Raw genomic sequence first — 23263 nt, forward strand, 5'->3', positions numbered from 1 at the left:
TATTTGATCTAAGAACATAATATTTTTTCTTTTTCGTATAAATTCTTCTTGTAGAGACTGTATATTTGTTTCTATCACACCAACTGACAACAAGAGTATTTTGCTAAAAAAGTACATTTTCAAACCGTTAAAAAACCTGATTGTTATTTTCGGGATCACATTTATATTACTTGAAATTGTGCTTGCAGTTTATATTCGTTCAGCAGAAATTAAGATCGAATTACCAACCTACACACTTCAAAACACACAGAATTTTTGGTTCGATTTAAATGAAGATTTCGGAACATTACATTTACCCAATGATAGCTATCGACAAAAGAAATACTGCTTCGATGTAGTTTATAAAACCAATTCTGAAGGACTACGTGATGTAGAACGTGAAATTAATACTACAACGAAACGAGTTGTTACTTTGGGCGATTCGTTTACAGAAGGAATTGGTGTTGAGGTTGAAGATCGATTGACAAATCTACTTGAAAAAGACAAAAACATTCCGCATTTAAATTTTGGCTTGGCTGGAAACTTTGGACCAACACAATATTTGATGATGTACAAAACATTGGCTAGTAACTATTCACATGAAGCCGTTTTAATTGGAATTTTACCTTCCAATGATTTTATAGATGATGATTACGAAGTAAGTTTAAAAGTAGGAGGTGATCGTTATCAGCCGTTTCTAAAAGGTACATATCCAAACTACGAATTGGTATATCATACAGATAGTATTCACAAATCTAAAGCAAAACCTAGAGCACAAAATTTTACCCATAAAGTATTAAAAAACTTTACAAACTCGTACAACATGTATCGTTATTTGCGTGTCATGCGACAAATAAAAGCTATTCCAAATGACAAACTATTGGATGAGTCAAAAATTCCAAGTTACTTTAACTTTACAGAAAAACAATTTAATCGCATGCGCTTTTCAATAGAAGAAATAAAACGATTGGCAGGAGATCGTCCAGTAATGGTGTACAGTATTCCAATTGAAAGAGAAATTAAAGCCTATCGAGAACACAAAAAAAATCCTTTGGCTTCAAAACTCAAAGCAGTTTGCAATAGTATTAATGTTGAATATTTAGACTTGCTACCAAAAACGGATGACTTTACCGAAGCTGAATACCAAGCATTGTTTTTGTCTTGCGACGGACATTGGAGCGAAGCAGGAAACGCTTTTGCTAAAAAACACATAGAGTCGTACTTTACCTATTATAAAAAATGATCAAAATTCTAAAAAAATACCAAGATCAATTAGGATTATTACTAGTATGGTTATTGATTATTTTCATCATCAATCCCGTAGGTGATTTTCCTTTGAATGACGATTGGTGTTATGGAAAATCTGTAAAAACCTTACTAGAAAACGGTTATTTAAAACTCTATAATTGGGGAGAAATGACTTTGGTCGGACATGTCTATTGGGGCTTTTTGTTTACGAAAATATTTGGTTTCTCGTTTACCATATTACGCTGGTCAACTTTATTCATGGGATTTGCCACAATTCTTGGAATTTATGAACTCTGTAAACTAGCCAATGTTTCACGTTGGGTTACCTTGGTTGGAGTATTATTATCGATGATGAATCCGATTTTTCTATCCTTATCGTTTTCATTCATGACCGATGTGCCTTTTTATTGTGTTACAATTTGGACATTTTACTTCTTCGCAAAAGCAATCAAAACAGATTCTTGGAGGTCAGTTCTTTGGGCAATCTTCTTCTGTTATTGGGCATTTACTATTCGCCAATTAGCTTGGGTTTTTCCCGTAGTTTGGCTGTTATCAATGCTTTTAGCTAAAAAAAGAACCATTCAAAACATACTCAAAGCAATTACACCATTATTAGCTTTAATCACTTTTTCATTGATCTTTTCATACATCATGGAATCGAACGATTTATTACAAGATCGTTACAATACGAAGTTCAATTTATTGATAGAAAGCATCAAAAATGTAGATAGAAAATTGATTATTCTTTTTGCTACTTATTTCTTTAGATGTATGGCATATATTGGTTTTTTAGTACTGCCAATTCATCTTGTCTATATAAGTCGTTACAAGTTTAAAGGTTATAAAATTTGGACAATAGTTTGGACGGTTATTGTTATGGCAATTTTGATGCGATATAATAAAGTATTGCCTAGTTTAGATAACATTTGGATTGATTTTGGAGTTGGTCCAACTACACTAGCAGATCATGCAGGAAACTTCACAACAAGCCCTGAACCACGAGCACCACGATTATTTTGGCAAATAGTAACTGCGCTTGGTGTATTTTCGAGTGTAGCTTTGATATTTCATATTCGAATGTTGGTGATTTCTGTATATAAGAAAAAAGAAGTTTCACCATTAGTCATCTTGTCGTTTGTATTTTATGTAGTGTATTTGACACCATTTTTAATTGTTGGTGTATATGATAGATATCTGTTACCGTTATTTCCTATTGCGATCGTATTTTTAGGTGCAAATTCTTCAAAAGTGCCTCACAAAATAGTTCAGTATAGTACGTTTGCTTTCCTAGGTTTGCTTTCTTGGTTTTCTATATGTGCTGTACACGACCATTTATCTTGGAATCGTACTCGTTGGATAGCTATCAATGAACTTTTAGACGCTGGAGTTTCTAAAAATAAAATACAAGGCGGCGTAGAATATGTAACATGGTATTTCTTTTCGGAAGAAGAAGAAAAATGGTGGGAAAATGTGAAACCTGAATATATCTTAGTTTTTAAGCCTACGAAAGATCAAAAAATCATTCAAAAATATGAATATGATCGTTGGTTATTTGGAGAAGGAATGATGTATTTAGTGAAGTAAGTACCTATTTTATTCTTTTACTTTTTTAATCAGATAATTAGGGTTGTTATCTATGATTTCATACTTCTCATTCTTTTTAATTTCTTTTATAAAATCCGAACTTCCAAATTGCAAATGTTTCGCAGAATCATCGAGTAAAATAAATCCGTTGACTTTTAATTTTGAATCTACATTTTCAAAATCTTTTTTAGTTTGTTCGTATGAATGATCTCCATCAATATAGCAAAAGGAAATTTTTTGCTGAATGCTAAATGTTCTGTCAAAAACATCTATAAAAACATCATTAGCATTCCATTTTTCAAAAAAAGCATCAGAAGCAAGATGACAAGTATAGGGTTTTGTGTTAGGATGTAATAATGTTGCTGCATTGATAAATGCATTTTTCAAATATGCTACATAATCAGTTCTGCTTACATCAGGCTTTCCGTCTATATGTTTTTCAATGATTCCTGTATGATCATTAAAACCTTCATAAATCCATGCATCACAACCTACAAAAGTGTGTTTTTTATGATATTTATGTAATAAGTGCAACATAACATTCGTAGATAAACCAGCATAGGAACCAATCTCAAGAACGATACCGTCGTTAGGCATATGCTGTATTGCATAATCCATTAGGTATATATTACCTTCATGAAGCATACCTTCGCCAATTATTGTCGATTTAATCCTTTTAAGAAAAGAATCACTATTAATAGTTTTATATGTTTTCCTAAAGATCATATGCGTACTTTATCACGAGGTTCATCTTATATTAACCATTTGTAGAATGAAAAATGATTATACCAAAAATATCGATTTTTAGAAGAATAGGAAATGAAATTTACTTTTTAAGTTAGCGCTGTAATTCTATCGGATATTTAATAATAAACTTAGTACCTAGTTTTCCATCAGATTCTACGCGAATACTTCCTTGATGTTTTTCAAGAATCTTTTTTACAATAGAAAGTCCCAATCCGGTACTTTCATACATGTCTTTCTCACTAAGTGTTTGAAATACTTCAAAGATTTTTTGATGATACTTAGGCGCAATTCCAGGACCATTATCGGCAAAAGTAATTTCGTGAAAGTTTGCTTTTTCAATACTAGAAATCGTAATTTCACAAACATCCTTATCGTTATACTTAACCGCGTTGCTAATCAAATTTGAAACTACTTGCGATAATTGTATTTTATCTCCAGTGATAATAGGTAGTGTATTCTTTTTTATAAATTTTACCTTCGTAGGATCTTGATAATTTTTAGCATCACCGCGTATCATTGCATTCAAATCGACAGCTTCGGGCATTATCTTTCCAATTTTTGAATAATGCAAAATACCATCAATCAAACTTTCAAGTCGCTTCACGCGTCCTTGCATCGTCTCCAAATGATCATACACATCATCCGTTTCGCCTGCTTCTAAATCTTCCTTAATAAAAGAAGCCAAGCTTGAAATTCCTCTAATAGGCGTTTTTAAATCATGTGAAGTAATGTAGGCAAACTGCTCTAGTTCTTTATTTTTAAGTTGTGTATCGTCTAGGTTTTGGTTTAATTCTTTCAGTTTTCTAAAACTATCCAATCCAGTTCTCACTACCATAAAAACAAACAAAGATCCCATAAAAAAGATCACTCCCGAAAGAAATGCTAATAATTCAGTTCTTCCCAAAATAACGACAGTAGCTACGGCTAAATATCCTACAAAAAACAACAACATTAACAAACGGAGTTTTTTCCAATTGTTTTTTAGTTCACTATTTGGTAGGATGTTAAATATCTTTTTCGTGTACGCAGCACTCAGCAACAAAATGAAAGCTCCCAAAAGAATAAAAGCTGTGATAATGTAATCTGAAAAGTGCATATGGTTTCTTAAAACTAATTTAAAATTCGGGTTTGTTTTTACGTATAGTAGCGTAAAATGGGGAATCGCTTCTCTAGTAAATATAGTACAAACCTAAAACATATACAATTTCAAATTTTCTTCTCGATTGAACTTTGTTTAAAAAATAGTTGAAAAGACGTTTTTAATCTGTAATCTGCCAGTCTACAATTACATTGCTGAAATTTTTATTTAGCAAATCTGTTTTTGAAATAAAGAGATGAAAGTAAATATCTTGTTCTTCACTAAAAATGTTTTCGTCGCTTCCGTCAATTTGTAACAACAATACATGCTCTTTGATATCATGACTAATAGCTCTTAAATCTCCATTAGGAAAGTATCCATATCCACCAATTTTACTTCCCATACTATCACCTGTAAAGAGTTCATAAAGGTCATCATACGCATCTTCATCTTCCCAAGAAAGCTCTTCTAAATAATCTGCTAAAGTTTCGTTTTCGGGAATTTCGTCCCAGCGAAATAAGTACTGACTATCAGTTGCGCTTGCCCAAGATATATCTTTTTCAAAGGATAACTTATATATATTTTTAAAGAAGTGATGTTGGTACATTTCTTCTGTTAAAAAAGAAAAGTCGGTTATATGTGGTTCTTGCAATTGCTCTTTGGAAATGTACTGAATACAAATATCTGCTTTGTCAAAATTTGCATGTTGCGGTAAAAATACTTGCAGTAAACCTTCGTTAGGGAAACCTGTCAACTCTGGAATCTCTTCAAAATTGATTTGAATGGTAGGAAGTAAAAAATTACCATCAGTTCCTTTTGGAAATGTCATCGTTTTTGGGATAAAAAAATGACCTAAATATTTACTTTGGGTAATTGCTGTAGCATCAGGAATTAAAGTGCCAATTTCATCTTCTGAAATAAGAATACTATTTCTTGCATGTTTTTTTAATGCGTCTTTATATTGAGATAAAAAATCTGGAATCATCGTATTAGTTTCGTGTTGGAATGTGCTTAATATCTAACTCTTTTGCCAAATCGATTATTTTTTGTGGCGTATATACTGTTTTCTCCAAATCAGTTAAACTCAAAGTGCCTGCTTTTGCTTTAAATACAAATGATCGATAACTTAGTTTTGCAACTTCCTGATTAAAATTTTCTGTATATTTTTCAATAAGCTCTTTTGTTAAAGCCTCAATTTTTGATTGAATCGTCATACGTACATCTTCTAATTGTTGAATCCAAAGACGTTGCTTAGTTAAAAACTCTTGTATTTCAGGCTCGTTTTTATAACTCAGTTTGTCAAGTAAGCGATACACTTGATCAATTTTCATATGTTCCCAATCTTTTGCTTTTAGTACAGGAATTTGCCAGTCTGATTGTTGCGCTGCCCAATGATCGGTTTTTACTTTCACTTGATGAATCCTAAAACTAGGCAATTCTACAGCAGTAAGCATGCCTGCATGACACCCACCAGTATCTATTCCGTAGGTATTATTCTTTATTTTGGGAGTTTCGCCAACCACATGATGTCCATAAATTATTGGTTTTTCGCCTTTGTAATAATCGGACCAATACGTGCCTTCTTCATATTTGTTTTCCAAAAAGCGACTTCCAGAAGTTGTTCCAGCCAATACTTCTTCTTTCTGTTCGTAGAGCGTTTTATCATGTTCAAAAAAAGCATGAACAATCATAGCTTCTGGAGTTTCATAATAATAAGGAAGTGTTTGAAGCCATGTGCGAAAATCTTCATATTCGTCTCCAAACTGTACTTTTACAATTTCTTGCGAATAGCTTAAAACTCCGTTGAGATGCTTGCGTTCATGATTTCCCATCAACACAACAGCATTTTCACGATTTTTAAAATAATGATACAGTTCTAATGATTTATTTCCTCTATCAACAATGTCGCCAAGTGATACAACTAAATCGTCATCGCTAACTCCAATTTGCTCTAGCAGTTCGATAAATTCATCGTAACATCCGTGAATATCTCCTATAATATATGTTTTACTCATGTTGTGACTTTCTTTTCAATTGTTCTCTTTCTATCACTTTTTTCGTCCATGAACCAAATGTAGAAAGTTTTTCTGAAATGAATTTAAATTGATTATCTGTGATTTCGGGATGTCTCAAAAGCTGCACGATAGCACTTCCTGCCATTAGTTGATCTTTGTCTTCTACTGCCAATTCTACAAAATTTTGAATTTCTACATCGTTTACATCTGCTTTAGTTTCTAGCCAATTTATAAAAGTTTGATATCGAAAATGTTCCGTATTCGAATCATCTCCATTTTGAAAACTAATGATTTGTTTCGTTAAAATATCTTGGTCAAGAAGACCAAAACGAATCCATTTTTCTGTGTATCCTAATTTTGTTAACTCAGTATGCATAAGGTGTCTGTAAGTAAAACTCAATTAGTAATTCTAATTTGATATGTTAATCTGTAAAACATCTTCTGCTGATTGTGTTTAATATGTATTTTTTTGACTAGGAGTTCCATCTGAGTTAGCGATATATAAATGGAATTCATTTTCTTCATTAAAATACATGGGCTCAACAATTAGAGTGATTTTCTTTCCAAGGTTTTCAGTCAAAATTTCTTGTAATTCATCAATGTTTTCTGCAAATTCCAAATCTGCACCTCTTTTTCGTTGATAATCTTTGTAAGAATCAAAAACAACCATTAATTCTGGATCAAAGGTATGTTTAGATGCTATTTTTAGAGTCGTTTGGATAAATTTCTCTGTGATAATTCCTGAATTTAACACGTCAATAGACTTGAATATTGTTAATGAATATCCTGACTTACTGTTGCTAATCAAGTTTGTTATATCATCTTCATCTTCTAAAAAAAAGAAATCACCTTTATTGCTTGAATATGGAATTCTGAGTAGTACCAATGCGCGTTTACTTCTTTCCAGTAAATCAGCGATATTATTTTTAAAATGTGATACTTCCAGATTATATATATTCTTCATGAAAGTAAATATAGAGATTGTATTTTTAATAAAATATGGAGTCTAATACAGTACCATTATCGAAAGTGTACATTTTTGAGAGCTTACCATCTTCGTTAAAGTGTTTTAGTTTCCCGTGATAATAACCTTCATTATCAATAAAACCCTTTAATTTTTTTACGCCTGAATCATAATATAGTGTGAAAAAGCCTTGATGTTTATTGTTGACTTTTTGAGATTTTTCAATCATAATTCCGTTTTCATTATACAATCTAAAATCGCCATGTGACTTTTGATTTTTAACTTCAGAAAAGACTTTTAAAACGCCGTCTTCATAATACTCAAATCCTTTTCCTGTTGAATTTAGTGTAGTTTTATCAAGATGAGTGATCAGTTTCTTTCTTATTTTCTCGTTATCAAAAAAATAGATACTTGTATCTGTTATGTGACCATGCCAATATTTTTCTTTTGACTTAAGAACTCCGTTTTTATAAAATTTTTTCATAATACCATGAATACTATCATTTTTTCGAAAACCTTGACATTCTAATTCTCCTGTTTCATAGTAATGAAATGATTCGCCAAATAATTTTCCTTTAACAAAAATTGCTTTCTCTTTTAGATTTTTGTTTTCCCAATATACTTGAATGTTGCCGTGTAAAGTGTCATTAATGTATTCTGAAATTTCTCTTATTGTTTTTCCATCTTCTCTGTAAAATTTCCAAACGCCTTGACGCATATTGTTTTTAATAGTACCAACAGCTTTAAGTTTGATAATATTAGGGTGATAAATGCGGCATAGGCCATCTTGGAATACTTTACTAACTATTGAGTCCGATTTAAATGTTGTTACACGATTAAGGTTCTTATTCTTATTATAATATTTTACTACTCTATTTGGGAAACTATCCAAAACTTCCATTTCAGCATATACATCTCCGTTTGGGAAAAAATACGTTGATTTTGATTTTCCTAAATCTTGTTGTTCAGTTTCACTAATTTTTAACCATTTTCCCGCTCTTCCATCTTCTTGATAAAAAACATAATTTTCATTTCGGAATTTTTCGTCGGAGATATCATCATTACACGATAAAAAAAGAGTGAAAACTAATAAATAAAATAAGTGCTGTATTTTCAAATTATAATGTATTAGCTAGTTATATTTTTTTAAATCAATAGTTTTAAACAAAAACTCACCAATAATCTGATGTGCTTTTGGATTGATATGTAGATCTTGATCCCAATACACTTTTTCGGTAGCTTTTTCTAATGGCGGTTTTAGGTTAAAGTTGACGATTTTTTCCGCATTCAACCAAGAAATTAACTCATTAGTTAATTGCTCATTTACTTGAATCTCTTCATCATCTAAATTAAATAAAGATTGAATTTTTGTTTTAAATGCTGTATTGGTCTCTATTTTGGAAGGAAGTAATGTAACAACTAATTGAATATTCTCTTTCGCACATAATTCTTTTATCTCTGACAAATATTTTTTTGTCAAACGCAAAGCTTTTTCTTTTTCATTAGGGAAAGAATAAAAATACAATGTTTGTTCGATGCCTTGTGTAAAAGGAATTGCCTTTTTTTCGTCACTATAAAACCTCTTTTTAAAACGTGTATAACTATTTCTATATACGTTGCCGATACTTGTTCTATCATCTTCAAAAACAGGTGCTTCTCGAAAATCATTGCCTGTAAATACATTAATGATATACATATCTGGTTTTAAATAAGTATATTTTTTTAAGAAGCCTAAATAATTTCGAAACGTATAATATCCAACGCCACCGTTGATACAATTATAATATGAAACACTATCGGAGGCATTTAGTTTTTCTTCCCAAATATTTACAAACGATTGTGGATTATGTTTTAAAACGCCGTCAGTATGCGAATCGCCAGTGACCAAAATACGATATTCATTAGCTCGTTTTTCAACAATATCATCGTCTTCCCTAAAGCCTAAATTATTTGTTCTTCGTTCGGTAGTTAGTTTTTGTTGTGGCGTTCCCCAATTGTCATAAATCTTTATATCAGGAATATGAACAAACATTGCCAAGGAATCCTTTTTAAGATAGTGTACCTGATTAGGGCCTGTCATTTCAAAAAACGACTGAATTCTATGAACAGCCATAAAGTACCCTATAATACTCACAATAAGTAACAAGCCAAGGAGCACAGATAAATTAATAAGTATCAGACGTAATTTTTTCATCATTACAATTTGTAAACAAAGGAACTAAAAATATACTGCAATCAAAAAGGTTACAAACATCTTCATCTTTTAGAAAATCACTAACGAACTGTTAATGATGCACGAAAGCCTTCAAATTTAGTTTTTTAGTACCAATTGAAAGAAATGGTGATTTTCTTTACGGTAAACATTTTAAATAATTGATTTTCAGAATTTTGTGTTGTGTTTGGGTAGCCTGTAATTCGACAATCAACGGATACTTTCTTTTGTTACATTACATTCTCACATTACTTTCGATAGCATTCAAAACATCAATTAAAAAGGACAAAAGTAAGAGATTGACTGAATTTTGACGGTCATTAAATGTTCAAATATTTCAATCAAATTAAATTATTTATGATGCTAAAAAACATTACATATTTAGAAGGAATTATGCTTCTAACGAAAAGCAAACAAAAAAACATTCTTGGCGGAAAGGTGCATTCAGGCGGCGGAGATACGTGCAAGGCAACTTGTAATGACGGTTCTCTAATTACTGTGTATGGCTGTTCGGCAAAAGACGAAGCTTGCAAAACACATGGAGGAGCAAAAAGCTGTAAATGTGACTATCCTGGTCCATTTGATCCGCCGCCAGCATAGCATGAATTTTTGGTTACTTAATCTTTAATAGTCGCCATATAAATACATGGCGGCTATTTTAAAATAGGATTCTTCAATATAAGTATTTAATGATCTCAACTTTACTCAATCATAGCTAGTCAACTAGTAAAAAAATCTTTTCGCGAAAGTAAGACTGAAACTTGACGGTCATAAAAAGTTCAAGTAATTACATATTTTAAAACTTTATATCATGTTAAAAAACATTTTAGATTTGGATGGAGTTCAAGAGTTGAATAAAAGCCAACAACACGCCATTAATGGAGGAAAAAGAATTAGAAATTTACAAGGAACAGGTAATATCTGGTATACTGGAGGACAAGCACAAGCTTGCGAATGTTCTTATGAAGTAAAAGAAGGCGGATTTTTAGGAATAGGTGGTACATGGACAACACATTATGGTCCTTGTCCAGTTGGAAACCTTGAGTATAGTTGTATTCCTGAATAGTAGTTTCGGAAAATAAATTATAGTTAGTTTGAATAGATAACACCCTTTTTTAGGGTGTTATCATACTTTTAGAAGGAAAAAATAAAAGCATCATAAATGACTCCCAAAATCTTATATTTTGTGTACTTTTAGAGCATAATTCTATGAAAACTAACGAATGATTTTTGATTACTCAAAAAGAAAAACCACATTAGTCAATGATATTTCTTTATATCAATCGGCATCTCCTTATCCACATATAATTCTTGATGATTGTTTGGAAGTAGAAGCAGCCGAAAAAGCGCTAAATGTTTTTCCTAAAATCAAAGATGAAGGTTGGATTCATTATGTACATGTTAACGAAAAAAAACATGGACTGAATAAACTAGAGTTGATTCCTGAGTTTATTCGTGATGGAATTATCAAAGAACTAAATTCTCCTGAATTTATAAACTACTTAGAGCAACTCACAGGAATTGAAAATCTATTACCAGATACTACAATAGAAGGTGGAGGAATTCATCAAAGCGAGAATGGAGGTTATTTAAATATTCATGCCGATTTTACCGTACATCCGCACAAAAAAACATGGCGACGTCGTGTAAATGTGCTAGTATATCTCAATAAAGACTGGAAAGATTCCTATGGTGGCGCATTGGAACTTTGGGAAAAAGACATGTCTAAATGCGCTGTAAAAATTGAACCGATCTTTAACCGAATTGTCATTTTTAACACAGATGAAGATTCATATCATGGTTTTCCTGATCCAATAACTTGCCCAGAAGATGTAACGCGAAAATCGATTGCACTTTATTACTTTACAGAAGAAAAAACAGGTTCATTTAAACGACGATCTACAAACTATCGTGCGCGCCCAAATGACGGATTTAAGTCTGTTTTAATTTGGCTAGATAAAAAAATGATTGCAGTCTACACTTGGCTGAAAGGAACTTTAGGTATCAATGATGATTTTATAAGCAAAGTGCTGAATTTATTTAGAAGGAAAAAGTAATTTAGATCTTCTTCACTTATAGTAGACAGGCAATAATGTTTCAATACAAATTTGTTTTTTAAGCAAACTTTCGGTGTAACTTATATGCTAATAAAACTACCCATTGTGCACTTGCAACACTAATCAATACACCAAGAATTTCATAAGTTTCAATCAACAAAAGAATCAAACTAATGCTTACAAAAATGACTAAAAAGCTTATATAAATGATTGTACGTTCTTGATGGTTTTTCATCAATTCCATAATATTTAAAGTGTAAAAATAACAAGGCAATGCTATAGACGAACCAACAACATAATATTCATACGTAAAGCCTAATTCTACAAAATATTCCATGATAAACCATACGGCAAATCCGCCAAGAATCGTCAATGGAAGAGAAATTGCATAGAGTTTATATTTTATTTTTTGTACGACTTCTTCTGATGCACGATAAACGTGTTTTGTAAATGGAATTGTAATATATGCAGCCAAAGCTTGTAACATTAAAAAAGCTGTAATCAATAATTGATATTCGGCTAATTGTGATTTTTCTAAGTAAATATCTACGACATAAATATCTGTTTTAGAAATTAGCCAACCGCTTAAACCTAGAATAAAAAAAGGCAGTCCAGTTTTAAATTCTTCAATGGAAATTTTGGCAGAAAAGGGTTCTTTCCAAAAATTTAATTGCAAGCTTAATACGATCAATTTTACAAAAAATGCTATAGTGTATAATTGTAAAAAAGTTTCCAAATTAAAACTTTCATGATAAATAATGCTTCCAAAAATAATGGCAAAACCTAGAAATTCTGCTATTAATTGTGCAGCAAATTTTTGATGGTATACAACCAAGGTATTTAGAGACGAATAGGTAAATGTTAGTATGACAAGTACAATTGCCCAAAATGCAATTGCTGTTGGGAAAAATAATAGTAAAAGAAATGAGAAAGGCAACAACAAACAACGCGATAAAAAATTGCTAAAAAAAGCATGATACATCTTGGCAGGTACTTCGCTGTACTTTCGTAATAAATGCTCACGATTTCCCCAACCAAATAAAAAGGAAACAAAAAATACCCATATCATCACATTAATCAAACTTGCCCAATCTGATTTTCCAAAGAATTTCACGCCAAAAACTACAATCAAAAAGTTGAATGCAGGACTCGCAAATCCTTGAATTGTATTGACTCCTATGGTGATCAATTTACGCATGATACAAAGATAAATAAGCGTTGATAGTTTCGTCTTCCGAACTCAATGTAATGCGTTCTTTTTGTATGTTTTTTGAGTTTAATAATGCTGAACATGCTTCAATCAATTCTACCTTGTGTTCGCAAACATGCCAATTTTTAGAAGCTTTTGCCAATCCAACATTGTATGAAACAATCTGCATTCCAGAATAAAGAGCTTCTAAAAACACAAATCCAAACGATTCATACATGCTTGTATGCAGTAAAATGTTGGATTGTGCCATTTTTTCAAATACAATAGATCGCGGTAAGTGACCAAGTAAGGTAATCGTATTTTCTAATTGTAAATTTTGAATTTTCCTTTCAATTTTAGGTCTTATTTCTCCATCACCAAGAATAGCTACGTTGAGGTTTTTATGGTTTTTTGATAAATCGGAAATAACATCGAGAAAGTCGGAATAATTTTTAACCATGTTTATAGAACCAACCGCTAAAATATCAATCGTATTTTCTTGCAATGCTGGAAACTCAGAAATATCCAAATGCCATGGAATGATCACTGATTTTAATGCATAATTGGCTTTCAATTCTTTTTGATGATTTTCTGAAAGCGTGACAATTTTTGTCGCTGATTCCATCAAGCAATTACCATAGGAGTTTTTGATAGCAGCATCTTGTCCCATTACGGTTACAATGTGTTTTATCTTGTGTTTTTTTGCAAACTTTTCTCCTATATAAGAGCATTCGCCAATCCAAAAACTATGAATGAGATCAATTTTCTGTGCTTTGTGGAGTTTTTTTAATGTTTTTTTTGCTTTGCGCCATGTTCGCAATTTTTTGAGACGTCTATTTTGTCCGTTCAGCGGAATCACTTCAATACCGTGCCAATCGTATATTTCTTCTGAAAAAGGAAACTGAAACGTTAAGATTGTCAATTTAGCTTTTGGCAAGGCATTTCGCATACTTTTTAAAAATACTTGCAACGCAGGAATGATCGTAGAATTACTTTCAGACGGCGTAAAACCTGGTGTTAAGAATACGATATGTTGGTTGTTTTTTTTCATTTCTAGTTTCTGCTTACGCGGAAATCTTATTATTTTTTTAACGTCAGTTCGAGTGTTTTTCTGCCATATCGGTTCAAGATAGACAGAAAAATGTATCGAGAACAGCTCTTGATTTTAAAATATTCTCGATATATTTTATCTTCATTTTATTACGATAAAACACTCGAACTGACGTTTTGTTATTACTACTTTGGCACACTGAGCGGAGCCGAAGTAGGCCACTCCACATTCGTAAATACTAAATCTGTTTCTTTAATCAATTCAGGTTTGCGTTGTAAATCGTCAAAAGAAATTTGTGTCCCATCACTTTTATAAATGTATGTATATGCTTTTAAATCATCATATAAATTTGCGATTTCCTTACGAATTCTATTTTTATACAATGAAAAGCCAAACGTATTTTCTAGTCGCATCAATAATTTATTCAAAAATACCGAAGGAATATTCTTGTGATACAAGTTCTCATTCAAAAAACTATAATGAAACGAAACATATAATGTTGGAAACCTCATTTTTTCTAAGGCTTTTCCAATAGTTGGTAAAATTTTAAACTCGGCACCTTCTACATCCATTTTAATAAAATCTACCTGTTGAATTTGTTCTTTTTCTATAAAATTAACCAATGAAATGGTTTCTAACTCTAAAGAATTCTCAGTGTCGCGTTTGCGTTCTAAAATACTACTCGATGAAGCGCCATACGTTTCGCGTGCAGACAAACGAACCGTTTCTTTTTGTGCAGAAATTGCTGTTTGATACGTCTTTATTTTATCAGCTATAGCTGGATTTAACTCAACATTATTATTTAACTCACTAAAACACACAGGATCGGGATCGAGTGCATGTACTTCTTTCGCAGTTTTTGCGGCATACAATGTCAACACGCCACTCCACGAACCAACATCTAGAACCACAGAATTTTCATTGACAAAATGATCAAAAATTGCAAACGTATGTGGTTCCCAATCAATGGAATTAATATAACTCCAATAATGTTTATTTTGCCCAGGATCCACCTGAAATGTATGATTTTTAAGCTGTATTTGCATCTAAAATGTGTCTAAATCTGAATACGTAAATATAAAATCTTTTAAGTCGATTTCTGGATCAAAATCTAAATAACCAACTAGCCAAGATTCTCTAGGTTGCGTAATTGTCTGAAGCTGTTTCGCCATGGTAGAATCTGCATCAACTTGAAAAAGTAATTCGGTAATGCCTAAGAAAAATGCTTTTCGTTTTAGCTTTTTGATTGCTTTTTGTAATGCTTCCGCAGATGGAGCATAAAATTTCCCAACATGAATAATTGCCTGAATTTTTAGCCAAAACACACAATCATCTATTTCTATACAGTAATGACTTTTGAAACTATTTTTATATTTGATAAAATCATTCGTAAACTTTAAACGATATTTTTCTTTGTGTTCGCTAGTGAGTTTTGCGATGGCTTCTTCAGAAACTTTTTGTGTAAAAAAAACATCGTAGAAATTTGTCCAACGAAGTTTGTTCAGTACTTTTCCAATAGGAAGCGCACGTGTTTTTATATGAAACCGTTGCATATGTTCGTGTTCTTTCCAACCTAGTTTTTTAGTACTGTAATACGTATTTTCGCTATGAAATGCATATACATATTTCATGTCGTTTTCCTTCATGATTTCATAAGCAAACTTTGCTAACTCATAATGTAAACCTTTCCGCTGATGGTTTGGTAATGTGTACGAATCGCAGGCATGTGCTACATAAATTTCACGTTCGTTGTTCTTGAATTTTTGTGGAATGGCACCGTAAAATGCTACAGGAATATCGTCACAATACGCAATGCTACAAATATAATTTACACCTACATATGAGGTATTGTACTTGTTTTGTAAATAGGAAAGCGTAACTTTCTTTTTAAAAACTTTCCAGAAAAGCTCTTTGATTGCTGGAAAATCATTGTTATCCACACGCTTGAGACGATATATTTCTTTGTATAGCATATATTTTCTAAAAGTAAGAACCTTTTAATAAACAAGCCAATTGTTGTTCTAAAGAAATATACGGATTCATCACAAAACGATTTTTCCATGCTTCATTTTTTGCGTCTTCTTTTATATTGTAATCTACCAATAATAGTCTTTTAAATCCGATTTCTGTGCAATATTCAGCTAAATCTAGATTGTAATAACCAAATGGAAAAGCAAATTCTGTAATCGGTTGATCGCAGATGGCTTCTAATTGTTGTTTGCTATTCAAAATTTCTTTTTTGGCTTCTTTCAATGGAATATCAACCAAACTCGCATGTGTTTCGCCATGCGCGCCAATCGTAAACAATGGATTGTCTGCAATTTCTTTGATTTGTTGCGCATTCATTAACATCCAATATTCTTCGTATTTTTTTGGAGGAAGTGCTTCCCAATCGTCTTTAAAGATTTCATAAATCATTTTTAAAACATCGTATGGTAGTACTTTGGCAACATTTTTCATGGAAATTCCATTCCAGATAAATTCGTTTTTATTATTTTTTTGATACAAATTTCGTTCTAAAATGACTTCTTCCTTATCAGTATGATATGAAACGATATCTAAAAAATCTGCCCATAAATACGGTGCTTTTTCATGAATTGTTGTGATGTAAAAGCATGCAGGAACATTATATTTTTCTAAAATAGGGACTGCATATGTATAATTATTCAAATAACCGTCATCAAAAGTAAGAGCAATATTGAGTGTGTCTTTTTTAAATTTTTTCTGATAGAAATCATCCAAAGAAATAACGTTGTAATGTGTTGTAATATGCTTGATAAATTCTTCAAAAAACACCTTAGATATAAAACGACTGTTATATTTGGTCTCTCCAATGGCGTCAATTCCGTGATACACTAAAATCCGTTCACCATAACGATCTTTCAATAAAAACTTTCCAAAACCAAGTTTGAATAACAGGGTTTTGTAGAGTAATCCTAGCCGATATTTGATACGCATCCAAAGCATTTCGTTTCTAGTATTTTAGTTGTGTCACATCGAGCGGAGTCGAGATGTCTTTATTACTTTTTAGTTTCAATTTGATACAATTTCCAACCTTTCGGATGTGTCTCTAGTATTTTTAATTGATAATTTTGTTCTATAAATTCCCAATTTAACATAGGATTTTTGTCTTTCCATTGTTTTTCATAACGCGCAGGATCAAACAAAATCAAGTCGTTTGTTTGAAAATTTTTATAGCGTTCTAAAAACATATTCTTATAGTCAAAATCTAACCCGCGACCTTGCATTGCCAAATCTACATCAAAACTATATAAAGTATTCCCTTCATATGGTTTTATCATATTTGTTAATTCCTTTTCAATAATTGCGCGTTCAAAAATCAACTTGAATGTCATGCTGAAAAAGAACATTTGTAAGGCTATAAAAAATATTCCGATTGAAATGACAAGTTGTTTTATATGTTTGAGTTGTATCAATTGTACGAAAGCTGGAAACAAGCCTATTAATATGCATGGAAAAACTAATCCGAGTACACGCGGATTTTGAAAAGGAATTCCCGCCAAAAATAAAATATACAAACCACTACAAATCAAAAGTGTTTTTTGATGAAACGTAAAAAGTGATTTGTAATTTTTGAGTATTATTAAGCTTAATATACTTCCCAAAAAGATAAATCCAGGATGAAAAAATAAATACAATGTATAAACCAAATTTGGAAATAGATAGCTTGTAGTGCCATCTCCTGTAGTAAAACTTGATTTAAAATAATTAGCAATTGACCAAGTTTGCAAAAATGGATTTGTAGTTGCTTCAAATAGTGCATTCCATTGAAAAATGAGAAACGGAATAGAAACTAAAATGCTTAATACACTTGCCGCGATAAGTTGTAAAAATTTTTTCCGTTTGCAAACCAAATACAAACTATATGCTATGATTGGAAAAGTAATAAATAACGACGCATAACGCGTCATGAGAGCGCATGTTGCAAAAATAAAAATAGGGGCGAGACTTGTGTTTTTGTAATAGGATTTAAAAAAGAAATAAAACGATAATACTACAAAAAGTAATGCAAGTGCATCCGACATTACAATGAATCCCATTTTTAGTAGAAATGGACAAAATATTCCAAAAATCAATACATAAAAAAAACGAGATTGAGCATTCGGATACAACAACCGAATTGTTTTTAATATGTAAATACAGGCAATTGAAAAACTTAAACAACTTATAAGTTGCAAAGCCAATGCACTACCCAAAAAGAAACCTAGGATGCTTCCTAAAGTGGAATATAAAACTGGCCAAAAATAATTTCCAGGATGTACGCCGTTGCTTATATATTCCTGAATTGCATTTGTGTAGCGTAAATATTCGTAAGAATCTTGACCATACAAACCATCAAAACCAAATATTCTCAATATAAACATAAGGAGAATCGGAATGAAAAAAAGCGTTAAATTCTGGTAAAAAAAAGTGGTTAATTTAGATGGTTTCAAAGGTAATTTTGTTTTGCGTATATAAATATAGTTGTTAAATTGTCGATCGTAAAAAATTACCAATATTTTTTGTGTTTTAATACACAATCAAGTCAAAACATATGATCAATTCAAAAAAAGTAATTATCGTACTTCCAGCATACAATGCTTCGGAAACGCTGCAAAAAACATACAGCGAAATTCCGTTTGATATTGTCGATGAAGTGGTTTTGGTAGATGATAATAGTACCGATGAAACATTGCGTGTTGCTAAAGAATTAGGGATTGAACATATTATTAAACACGATCAGAATAAAGGATATGGTGCAAATCAGAAAAGCTGTTATAAAAAAGCTTTATCGCTAAACGGCGATATTGTAGTGATGCTACATCCTGATTATCAATATACTCCAAAATTGATTCACTCAATGGCGTATTTGATTGCCAATGATGTGTATCCTGTTGTGATGGGATCGCGAATTTTAGGAAAAGGAGCTTTGCGAGGTGGAATGCCAATGTATAAGTATATTGCAAATCGCTTTTTGACCTTGTTTCAAAATATTGTGATCGGTCAGAAATTGTCTGAATATCATACAGGATTCAGAGCATTTTCAAAAGAAGTATTGAATTCTTTGGCTTTAGAATACAATTCAGACGATTTTATTTTTGACAACCAAATGCTGTGTCAAATCTTCAATAAAGGTTTTGAGATTGCTGAAATTACATGTCCAACTACCTATTCTAGCGAAAGCTCATCTATTAATTTTCAACGAAGTGTCACTTATGGTTTAGGCGTGTTGAAGGTTTCCATTCAATATTTTTTACATAAAAAGAAAATAAAGTCATTCCAAATATTTAAATAGTCAGTATATTTATAACAAAATAATTGCCCATTTTGAAAAAGCGTAAAATCTTATTGTACAATCCAATAGCTGTATTTTTTGACATGCCACTTGCTTTATTGGCAATTGGTTCTGTATTGGACCCAGAAAAGTATGAAGTTATTATTGTAGATGGTCGTATTGATGAAAATCCATTAGAAACGATTCAAAAACATATTGACGAAGCTTTGTGTTTTGGGACAACTGTATTGACGGGAAGACCTATTAAAGATGCTTTATCGGTAACGCAGGCTGTAAAAAAGATGCGCAAAGATATTCCTGTAATTTGGGGCGGATGGCATACCTCATTATTTCCAAAACAAACTTTAAAAGATGAGATTTGTATTGATGTTACCGCACAAGGACAAGGAGAAGATACGTTTAAAGAGTTGGTAGAAGCATATGCTACTACAGGAGATGTTTCGGGTGTGAAAGGAATTTGCTACCGAAATGATGAAGACGAAATTATAAAAAATCCGCCGCGTGTTATTGTGGCAATGGATACTTTTGCTGATATCAATTATGAATTGATTGATGTAGAAAAGTATTTTGAAAAGAAAGGAAGAAGACAACTGGATTATATTTCTTCAACAGGTTGTTATTTTAGATGTACTTTTTGTGCAGATCCTTTTGTATATAACAGAAAATGGACCGCTATTTCGCCAGAGATTATGGTGAATAAATTAGCAGAACTTCATGAAAAATATCAGTTTACCGATTTAAATCTTCAAGATGAAACCTATTTCACATATAGAGATCGTGTGATAGAGATTTCGGAGCGTATGATTGAAAGAGGCTTGAATTTTACTTGGGCAGCAACTATGCGTGCCGATCAAGGTTCAAGAATGTCGGTAGAAGATTTTAAAACCTGTGCAAAATCAGGATTAAGACGTTTGTTAATTGGTGTAGAATCTGGTTCACAAGAAATGATGAATTGGTTAAAGAAAGACATCAAGGTAGAGCAAGTGTATATGTGTGCCGAACGTTGCAAAGATTTAGGTATTGCTGTACAGTTTCCGTTTATTGTTGGTTTCCCAGAAGAAACAGACAAAAGTATTGAAGAAACGGTCAAAGTAGCGCTCGATTTGAACAGTATGCATCCTAATTTTCATACGCCAATTTTCTACTTTAAACCATATCCAGGAACGACCATTACTGATAATGTGGTGAAAGAAGGATATAAACTTCCGGAAACTGTTCACGAATGGTCAGATTTTGATTTTGTAGGTTCTTCAGGTCCTTGGGTAAGTGCTGAAAAATATGATTTCTTTGAGAAATTTAAGTTCTATTTGAAGTTTGCTTATTCAAATCAAAAGTGGATTTATAAGCCATTACAATTATTAGCTAGATGGCGTTGCAAGCACAAATACTTTAGTGTTCCATTAGAAAAGAAAATTGTCGATAAATTCTTTAAGAAACAGCAGTTAGCTTAGTTTTTTGGGTTGCTTTGCTTTTGGGTTGCTTCGCTTTTTGGTTGCTTCGCTTTTGGATCGCTTTGCTTGTTGTCTTATTTTACTGATTTGATAACTATAACGTCACTTCGAGTGATTTTCTGGAAGAAAATTGTATCGAGAAGTACTCTGAATTCCTAGTTTTATTACTCTAAGATAGTTTTTAGGTATTTAGAAATTTGTTCTGCGGTTAATTCGGCACCAGATTCGTTGAAGTGAAAATCATCATAAAAAGATGCGGTCGTCTTAGGAAGTTGTAAATCAATACATGGAATATTTTGTTGTTTACATACCATTTTTAAACGCTCATTAAAAATTTCCATACCGCCATATAAAGCTTCAGTACTGTAGAAAGCTTCATTATTTTGAAAACCACTTGTAAGCATCAATTCCTCATACTTTGGTTCTAAATTTGGTTTCCACATTGTAGCTTGTGTTACAAACACGAGATTGATGTTTTTTTTCTTTGCTTGAGTAATTAAATTTCTGATATTCTGTTCATAATGATTCAAGCCAGCAGTTAAATCAGGTAGTTCTTCAATAATTTTTGATTGTTTTTTTAACTCTTTAATGCTTAGAACTGTTTTTGTTAAATGATCTTTATGGTTTAAATAAAAGTTAAGATTCTTTTTCGCTCTTGAAGCTAATTTATACAATGTAAATTGCTTGTAAAAAGGTAAATGATCATCTGGAACGTGTTGAAAGGCAAACTTTTTTAGTTTTCTTTCAGGTGAATTTAAATACCTTTCTGAAGAAATCAAATAGGCAACAAAATCGTTGACACCTTGCATGATGAGTACTGTTTTTGTATCATTCAATTCCGGTTTTTCTAGCATGTGTTGGAATTGTAGTGTATGATGATTACTACTATTTCCTGGTCTCCCAAAATTTCCAACCCAATATGTATCACCTAATTTTTTTTCTAATAAAGCGGACCATGTTTTTCCTTGTGTCAAAGCAAAACAAGCTGTAGTACTTCCTCCAAAAACAACAATTTTATGGTTGGCATCTTCATAATTAGAAATAGAACGCGCGCCCAATTCGTCAAAAGAAACCTCAGAATCTTGATGAATTCCTGTAATTTCATTAGCATTAATCTCCCAGACAAAATCTGAGTTTGGTGTATTCGTATAATAATCAGTAGGGAAAATTTGTATCCATGAAAGTATCAGTTCAGCAATCACTAAGAATATAAAAGTAAATGCTGAAAAATATAATAGCTTTCTTAAAAAGGTTTTCATACGGTTTATTTTTTATTTATCTACTGTGTTATTCATTAGTTAACACATGGTTGTTTTGCTTTAAAAAACGATACACTTTTTCAGCAACTACTTCTGCACCAGGTTCATTAAAGTGCATATCGTCATAAAAGATAGTTTGATTTTTTGGTAATTGTAAATCAATCACAGGAATATTATATCGATTGCAAACTGTGATTAAGCGTTTGTTGAAAGTCGTCATAATTTCATCCAAGGCTTCACCAGTGTACAATGGAGTTTTATTATAGTGCGCTCTTGCAGCGAGCAAAGTTTTGTATTTGTCGGACAAGTTTTTTTGCCAAATTGTTGGTTGCGTGATGAAAATTACTGAAATATTTCGCTTTTTCGCTTCTGCTATAATCTTCTTTAAATTGTTTTCATAATGATTTAAACCAGCGGTTAAATCTGGAAGTTTTGTAAGAGGTTCTGATGTATTTTCAAACTGCTCCAAATAATCAATCGGTCTTCTCTTTTGTGTGAGTAAAGAAATTCGTTGTTCTGCTTGTTTTGCAAGTTTAAATAAGGTTAGATTCTTAGGAAATGGTAATTCAGAATTCGGCACATGCCTAAAAGCCATTCTTTTAATGTTTAATTCTGGCATATACATATACTTTTCCTGAGAAATTAAATATCCTCTACAATCATTTACTCCAACCAAAATTAATGCTATTTCTGCATCTTTTAATTCAGGTTTATCCAAAATGTGTTGAAATTGTAGTACATGATGATTACTACTATGTCCACTTCTAGCAAAATTTCCAACCCAATAAGAACCTCCTAGTTTTTTATCAAGTAAAGCTGTCCAAGTTTTTTCTTGGGATAATACAGAACAAATCGTTGTACTTCCACCAAAAGCGACAATCTTATGCGCTGCTTTTGAATAATCGGAAACAGATCGTGAACCTAATGCATCAAAAGCGATCTCATAAAATCCTGAAATTCCATCTATACCGCTTGGATTTTCATCGTATTTATGGCTGGTATTTGGTGTATTGGTATAATAATCATTCGGAAAAATATTTGACAACGAAAGAATTATTTCAGCCAACACAAGTATAATTACCGTGGAAATAAAGTAGTATTTTATTTTTTTGAAAAGCTCCTTGCGCCTCATT

23 protein-coding genes are annotated in these 23263 nt (G+C 31.9%); 7 read left to right on the plus strand and 16 right to left on the minus strand.

Annotated features, from left to right (window positions below):
• Positions 1-178: 178 nt before the first annotated feature.
• Positions 179-1222 (plus strand): hypothetical protein, encoded by a 1044-nt coding sequence (locus tag ACOQOS_RS17265; protein ID WP_420571720.1) that lies wholly within the window; start codon positions 179-181, stop codon positions 1220-1222.
• Positions 1219-2811 carry a glycosyltransferase family 39 protein gene (locus tag ACOQOS_RS17270; protein WP_420571721.1) on the plus strand — a complete coding sequence of 531 codons (1593 nt, stop codon included), beginning with the start codon at positions 1219-1221 and terminating at the stop codon, positions 2809-2811. The genes ACOQOS_RS17265 and ACOQOS_RS17270 overlap by 4 nt, the downstream gene beginning before the upstream one ends.
• A 9-nt stretch (positions 2812-2820) precedes the next feature.
• Here the strand turns inward: ACOQOS_RS17270 and ACOQOS_RS17275 are convergent, their stop codons facing one another.
• The 8 genes from ACOQOS_RS17275 to ACOQOS_RS17310 all read right to left on the minus strand — a co-directional run bounded on the left by ACOQOS_RS17275 (position 2821) and on the right by ACOQOS_RS17310 (position 9728).
• Positions 2821-3429, minus strand: coding sequence for a class I SAM-dependent methyltransferase (locus ACOQOS_RS17275; protein WP_420571722.1), 609 nt, complete (start codon positions 3427-3429; stop codon positions 2821-2823).
• 220 nt (positions 3430-3649) lie between these two features.
• Positions 3650-4654, minus strand: a complete 1005-nt coding sequence (locus tag ACOQOS_RS17280) for a sensor histidine kinase (RefSeq protein ID WP_420571723.1) — start codon at positions 4652-4654, stop codon at positions 3650-3652.
• Between the two features lie 163 nt (positions 4655-4817).
• Entirely contained in the window at positions 4818-5621 is an 804-nt protein-coding gene (locus tag ACOQOS_RS17285; RefSeq protein ID WP_420571724.1) for a DUF1963 domain-containing protein, read from the minus strand.
• A 4-nt stretch (positions 5622-5625) separates the two neighbouring features.
• Entirely contained in the window at positions 5626-6651 is a 1026-nt protein-coding gene (locus tag ACOQOS_RS17290; RefSeq protein ID WP_420571725.1) for a metallophosphoesterase, read from the minus strand.
• Positions 6644-7027, minus strand: coding sequence for a hypothetical protein (locus tag ACOQOS_RS17295; RefSeq protein ID WP_420571726.1), 384 nt, complete (start codon positions 7025-7027; stop codon positions 6644-6646). The genes ACOQOS_RS17290 and ACOQOS_RS17295 overlap by 8 nt, the downstream gene beginning before the upstream one ends.
• A gap of 78 nt (positions 7028-7105) precedes the next feature.
• Positions 7106-7615 (minus strand): hypothetical protein, encoded by a 510-nt coding sequence (locus ACOQOS_RS17300; protein ID WP_420571727.1) that lies wholly within the window; start codon positions 7613-7615, stop codon positions 7106-7108.
• Positions 7616-7640: 25 nt separating this feature from the next.
• A complete protein-coding gene (locus ACOQOS_RS17305; RefSeq protein ID WP_420571728.1) occupies positions 7641-8732 on the minus strand; it encodes a toxin-antitoxin system YwqK family antitoxin in 1092 nt (363 codons plus the stop codon).
• 15 nt (positions 8733-8747) lie between these two features.
• On the minus strand, positions 8748-9728 hold the full coding sequence (locus tag ACOQOS_RS17310) for an SGNH/GDSL hydrolase family protein (protein ID WP_420571729.1): 981 nt from the start codon (positions 9726-9728) through the stop codon (positions 8748-8750).
• A 456-nt stretch (positions 9729-10184) separates the two neighbouring features.
• Between ACOQOS_RS17310 and ACOQOS_RS17315 the strand changes: the two genes are divergently transcribed.
• The 3 genes from ACOQOS_RS17315 to ACOQOS_RS17325 all read left to right on the plus strand — a co-directional run bounded on the left by ACOQOS_RS17315 (position 10185) and on the right by ACOQOS_RS17325 (position 11884).
• Positions 10185-10427, plus strand: a complete 243-nt coding sequence (locus ACOQOS_RS17315) for a hypothetical protein (protein WP_420571730.1) — start codon at positions 10185-10187, stop codon at positions 10425-10427.
• 211 nt (positions 10428-10638) lie between these two features.
• The gene (locus ACOQOS_RS17320) at positions 10639-10893 is read left to right on the plus strand and encodes a hypothetical protein (RefSeq protein ID WP_420571731.1); all 255 of its coding nucleotides are present in this window, start codon (positions 10639-10641) and stop codon (positions 10891-10893) included.
• Between the two features lie 157 nt (positions 10894-11050).
• A complete protein-coding gene (locus ACOQOS_RS17325) occupies positions 11051-11884 on the plus strand; it encodes a 2OG-Fe(II) oxygenase (RefSeq protein ID WP_420571732.1) in 834 nt (277 codons plus the stop codon).
• 58 nt (positions 11885-11942) lie between these two features.
• Here ACOQOS_RS17325 and ACOQOS_RS17330 read toward each other — a convergent pair whose 3' ends face one another.
• The 6 genes from ACOQOS_RS17330 to ACOQOS_RS17355 form a co-directional block, all read right to left on the minus strand.
• Positions 11943-13082 carry a lipopolysaccharide biosynthesis protein gene (locus ACOQOS_RS17330; protein ID WP_420571733.1) on the minus strand — a complete coding sequence of 380 codons (1140 nt, stop codon included), beginning with the start codon at positions 13080-13082 and terminating at the stop codon, positions 11943-11945.
• Positions 13075-14124 carry a glycosyltransferase family 4 protein gene (locus ACOQOS_RS17335; RefSeq protein WP_420571734.1) on the minus strand — a complete coding sequence of 350 codons (1050 nt, stop codon included), beginning with the start codon at positions 14122-14124 and terminating at the stop codon, positions 13075-13077. Before ACOQOS_RS17335 ends, ACOQOS_RS17330 begins: the two co-directional genes overlap by 8 nt.
• 185 nt (positions 14125-14309) lie before the next feature.
• Positions 14310-15170, minus strand: a complete 861-nt coding sequence (locus ACOQOS_RS17340) for an FkbM family methyltransferase (RefSeq protein WP_420571735.1) — start codon at positions 15168-15170, stop codon at positions 14310-14312.
• Positions 15171-16097, minus strand: a complete 927-nt coding sequence (locus tag ACOQOS_RS17345; RefSeq protein ID WP_420571736.1) for a GNAT family N-acetyltransferase — start codon at positions 16095-16097, stop codon at positions 15171-15173.
• Between the two features lie 7 nt (positions 16098-16104).
• Positions 16105-17082 (minus strand): polysaccharide deacetylase family protein, encoded by a 978-nt coding sequence (locus ACOQOS_RS17350; protein ID WP_420571737.1) that lies wholly within the window; start codon positions 17080-17082, stop codon positions 16105-16107.
• A gap of 62 nt (positions 17083-17144) precedes the next feature.
• Positions 17145-18509 (minus strand): ArnT family glycosyltransferase, encoded by a 1365-nt coding sequence (locus tag ACOQOS_RS17355; protein WP_420571738.1) that lies wholly within the window; start codon positions 18507-18509, stop codon positions 17145-17147.
• A 170-nt stretch (positions 18510-18679) separates the two neighbouring features.
• Here ACOQOS_RS17355 and ACOQOS_RS17360 point away from each other — a divergent pair, with 170 nt between their 5' ends.
• Positions 18680-19420, plus strand: coding sequence for a glycosyltransferase family 2 protein (locus ACOQOS_RS17360; RefSeq protein ID WP_420571739.1), 741 nt, complete (start codon positions 18680-18682; stop codon positions 19418-19420).
• Between the two features lie 32 nt (positions 19421-19452).
• A complete protein-coding gene (locus ACOQOS_RS17365; protein WP_420571740.1) occupies positions 19453-20871 on the plus strand; it encodes a B12-binding domain-containing radical SAM protein in 1419 nt (472 codons plus the stop codon).
• A 164-nt stretch (positions 20872-21035) separates the two neighbouring features.
• On the opposite strand, the gene ACOQOS_RS17370 is transcribed toward ACOQOS_RS17365, so the two are convergent.
• Positions 21036-22130 (minus strand): SGNH/GDSL hydrolase family protein, encoded by a 1095-nt coding sequence (locus ACOQOS_RS17370; protein WP_420571741.1) that lies wholly within the window; start codon positions 22128-22130, stop codon positions 21036-21038.
• A gap of 28 nt (positions 22131-22158) precedes the next feature.
• Positions 22159-23262, minus strand: coding sequence for an SGNH/GDSL hydrolase family protein (locus ACOQOS_RS17375; RefSeq protein WP_420571742.1), 1104 nt, complete (start codon positions 23260-23262; stop codon positions 22159-22161).
• Between the last annotated feature and the right edge of the window lies 1 nt (position 23263).

The organism is Kordia sp., from assembly GCF_965224175.1.
Lineage (GTDB): Bacteria > Bacteroidota > Bacteroidia > Flavobacteriales > Flavobacteriaceae > Kordia.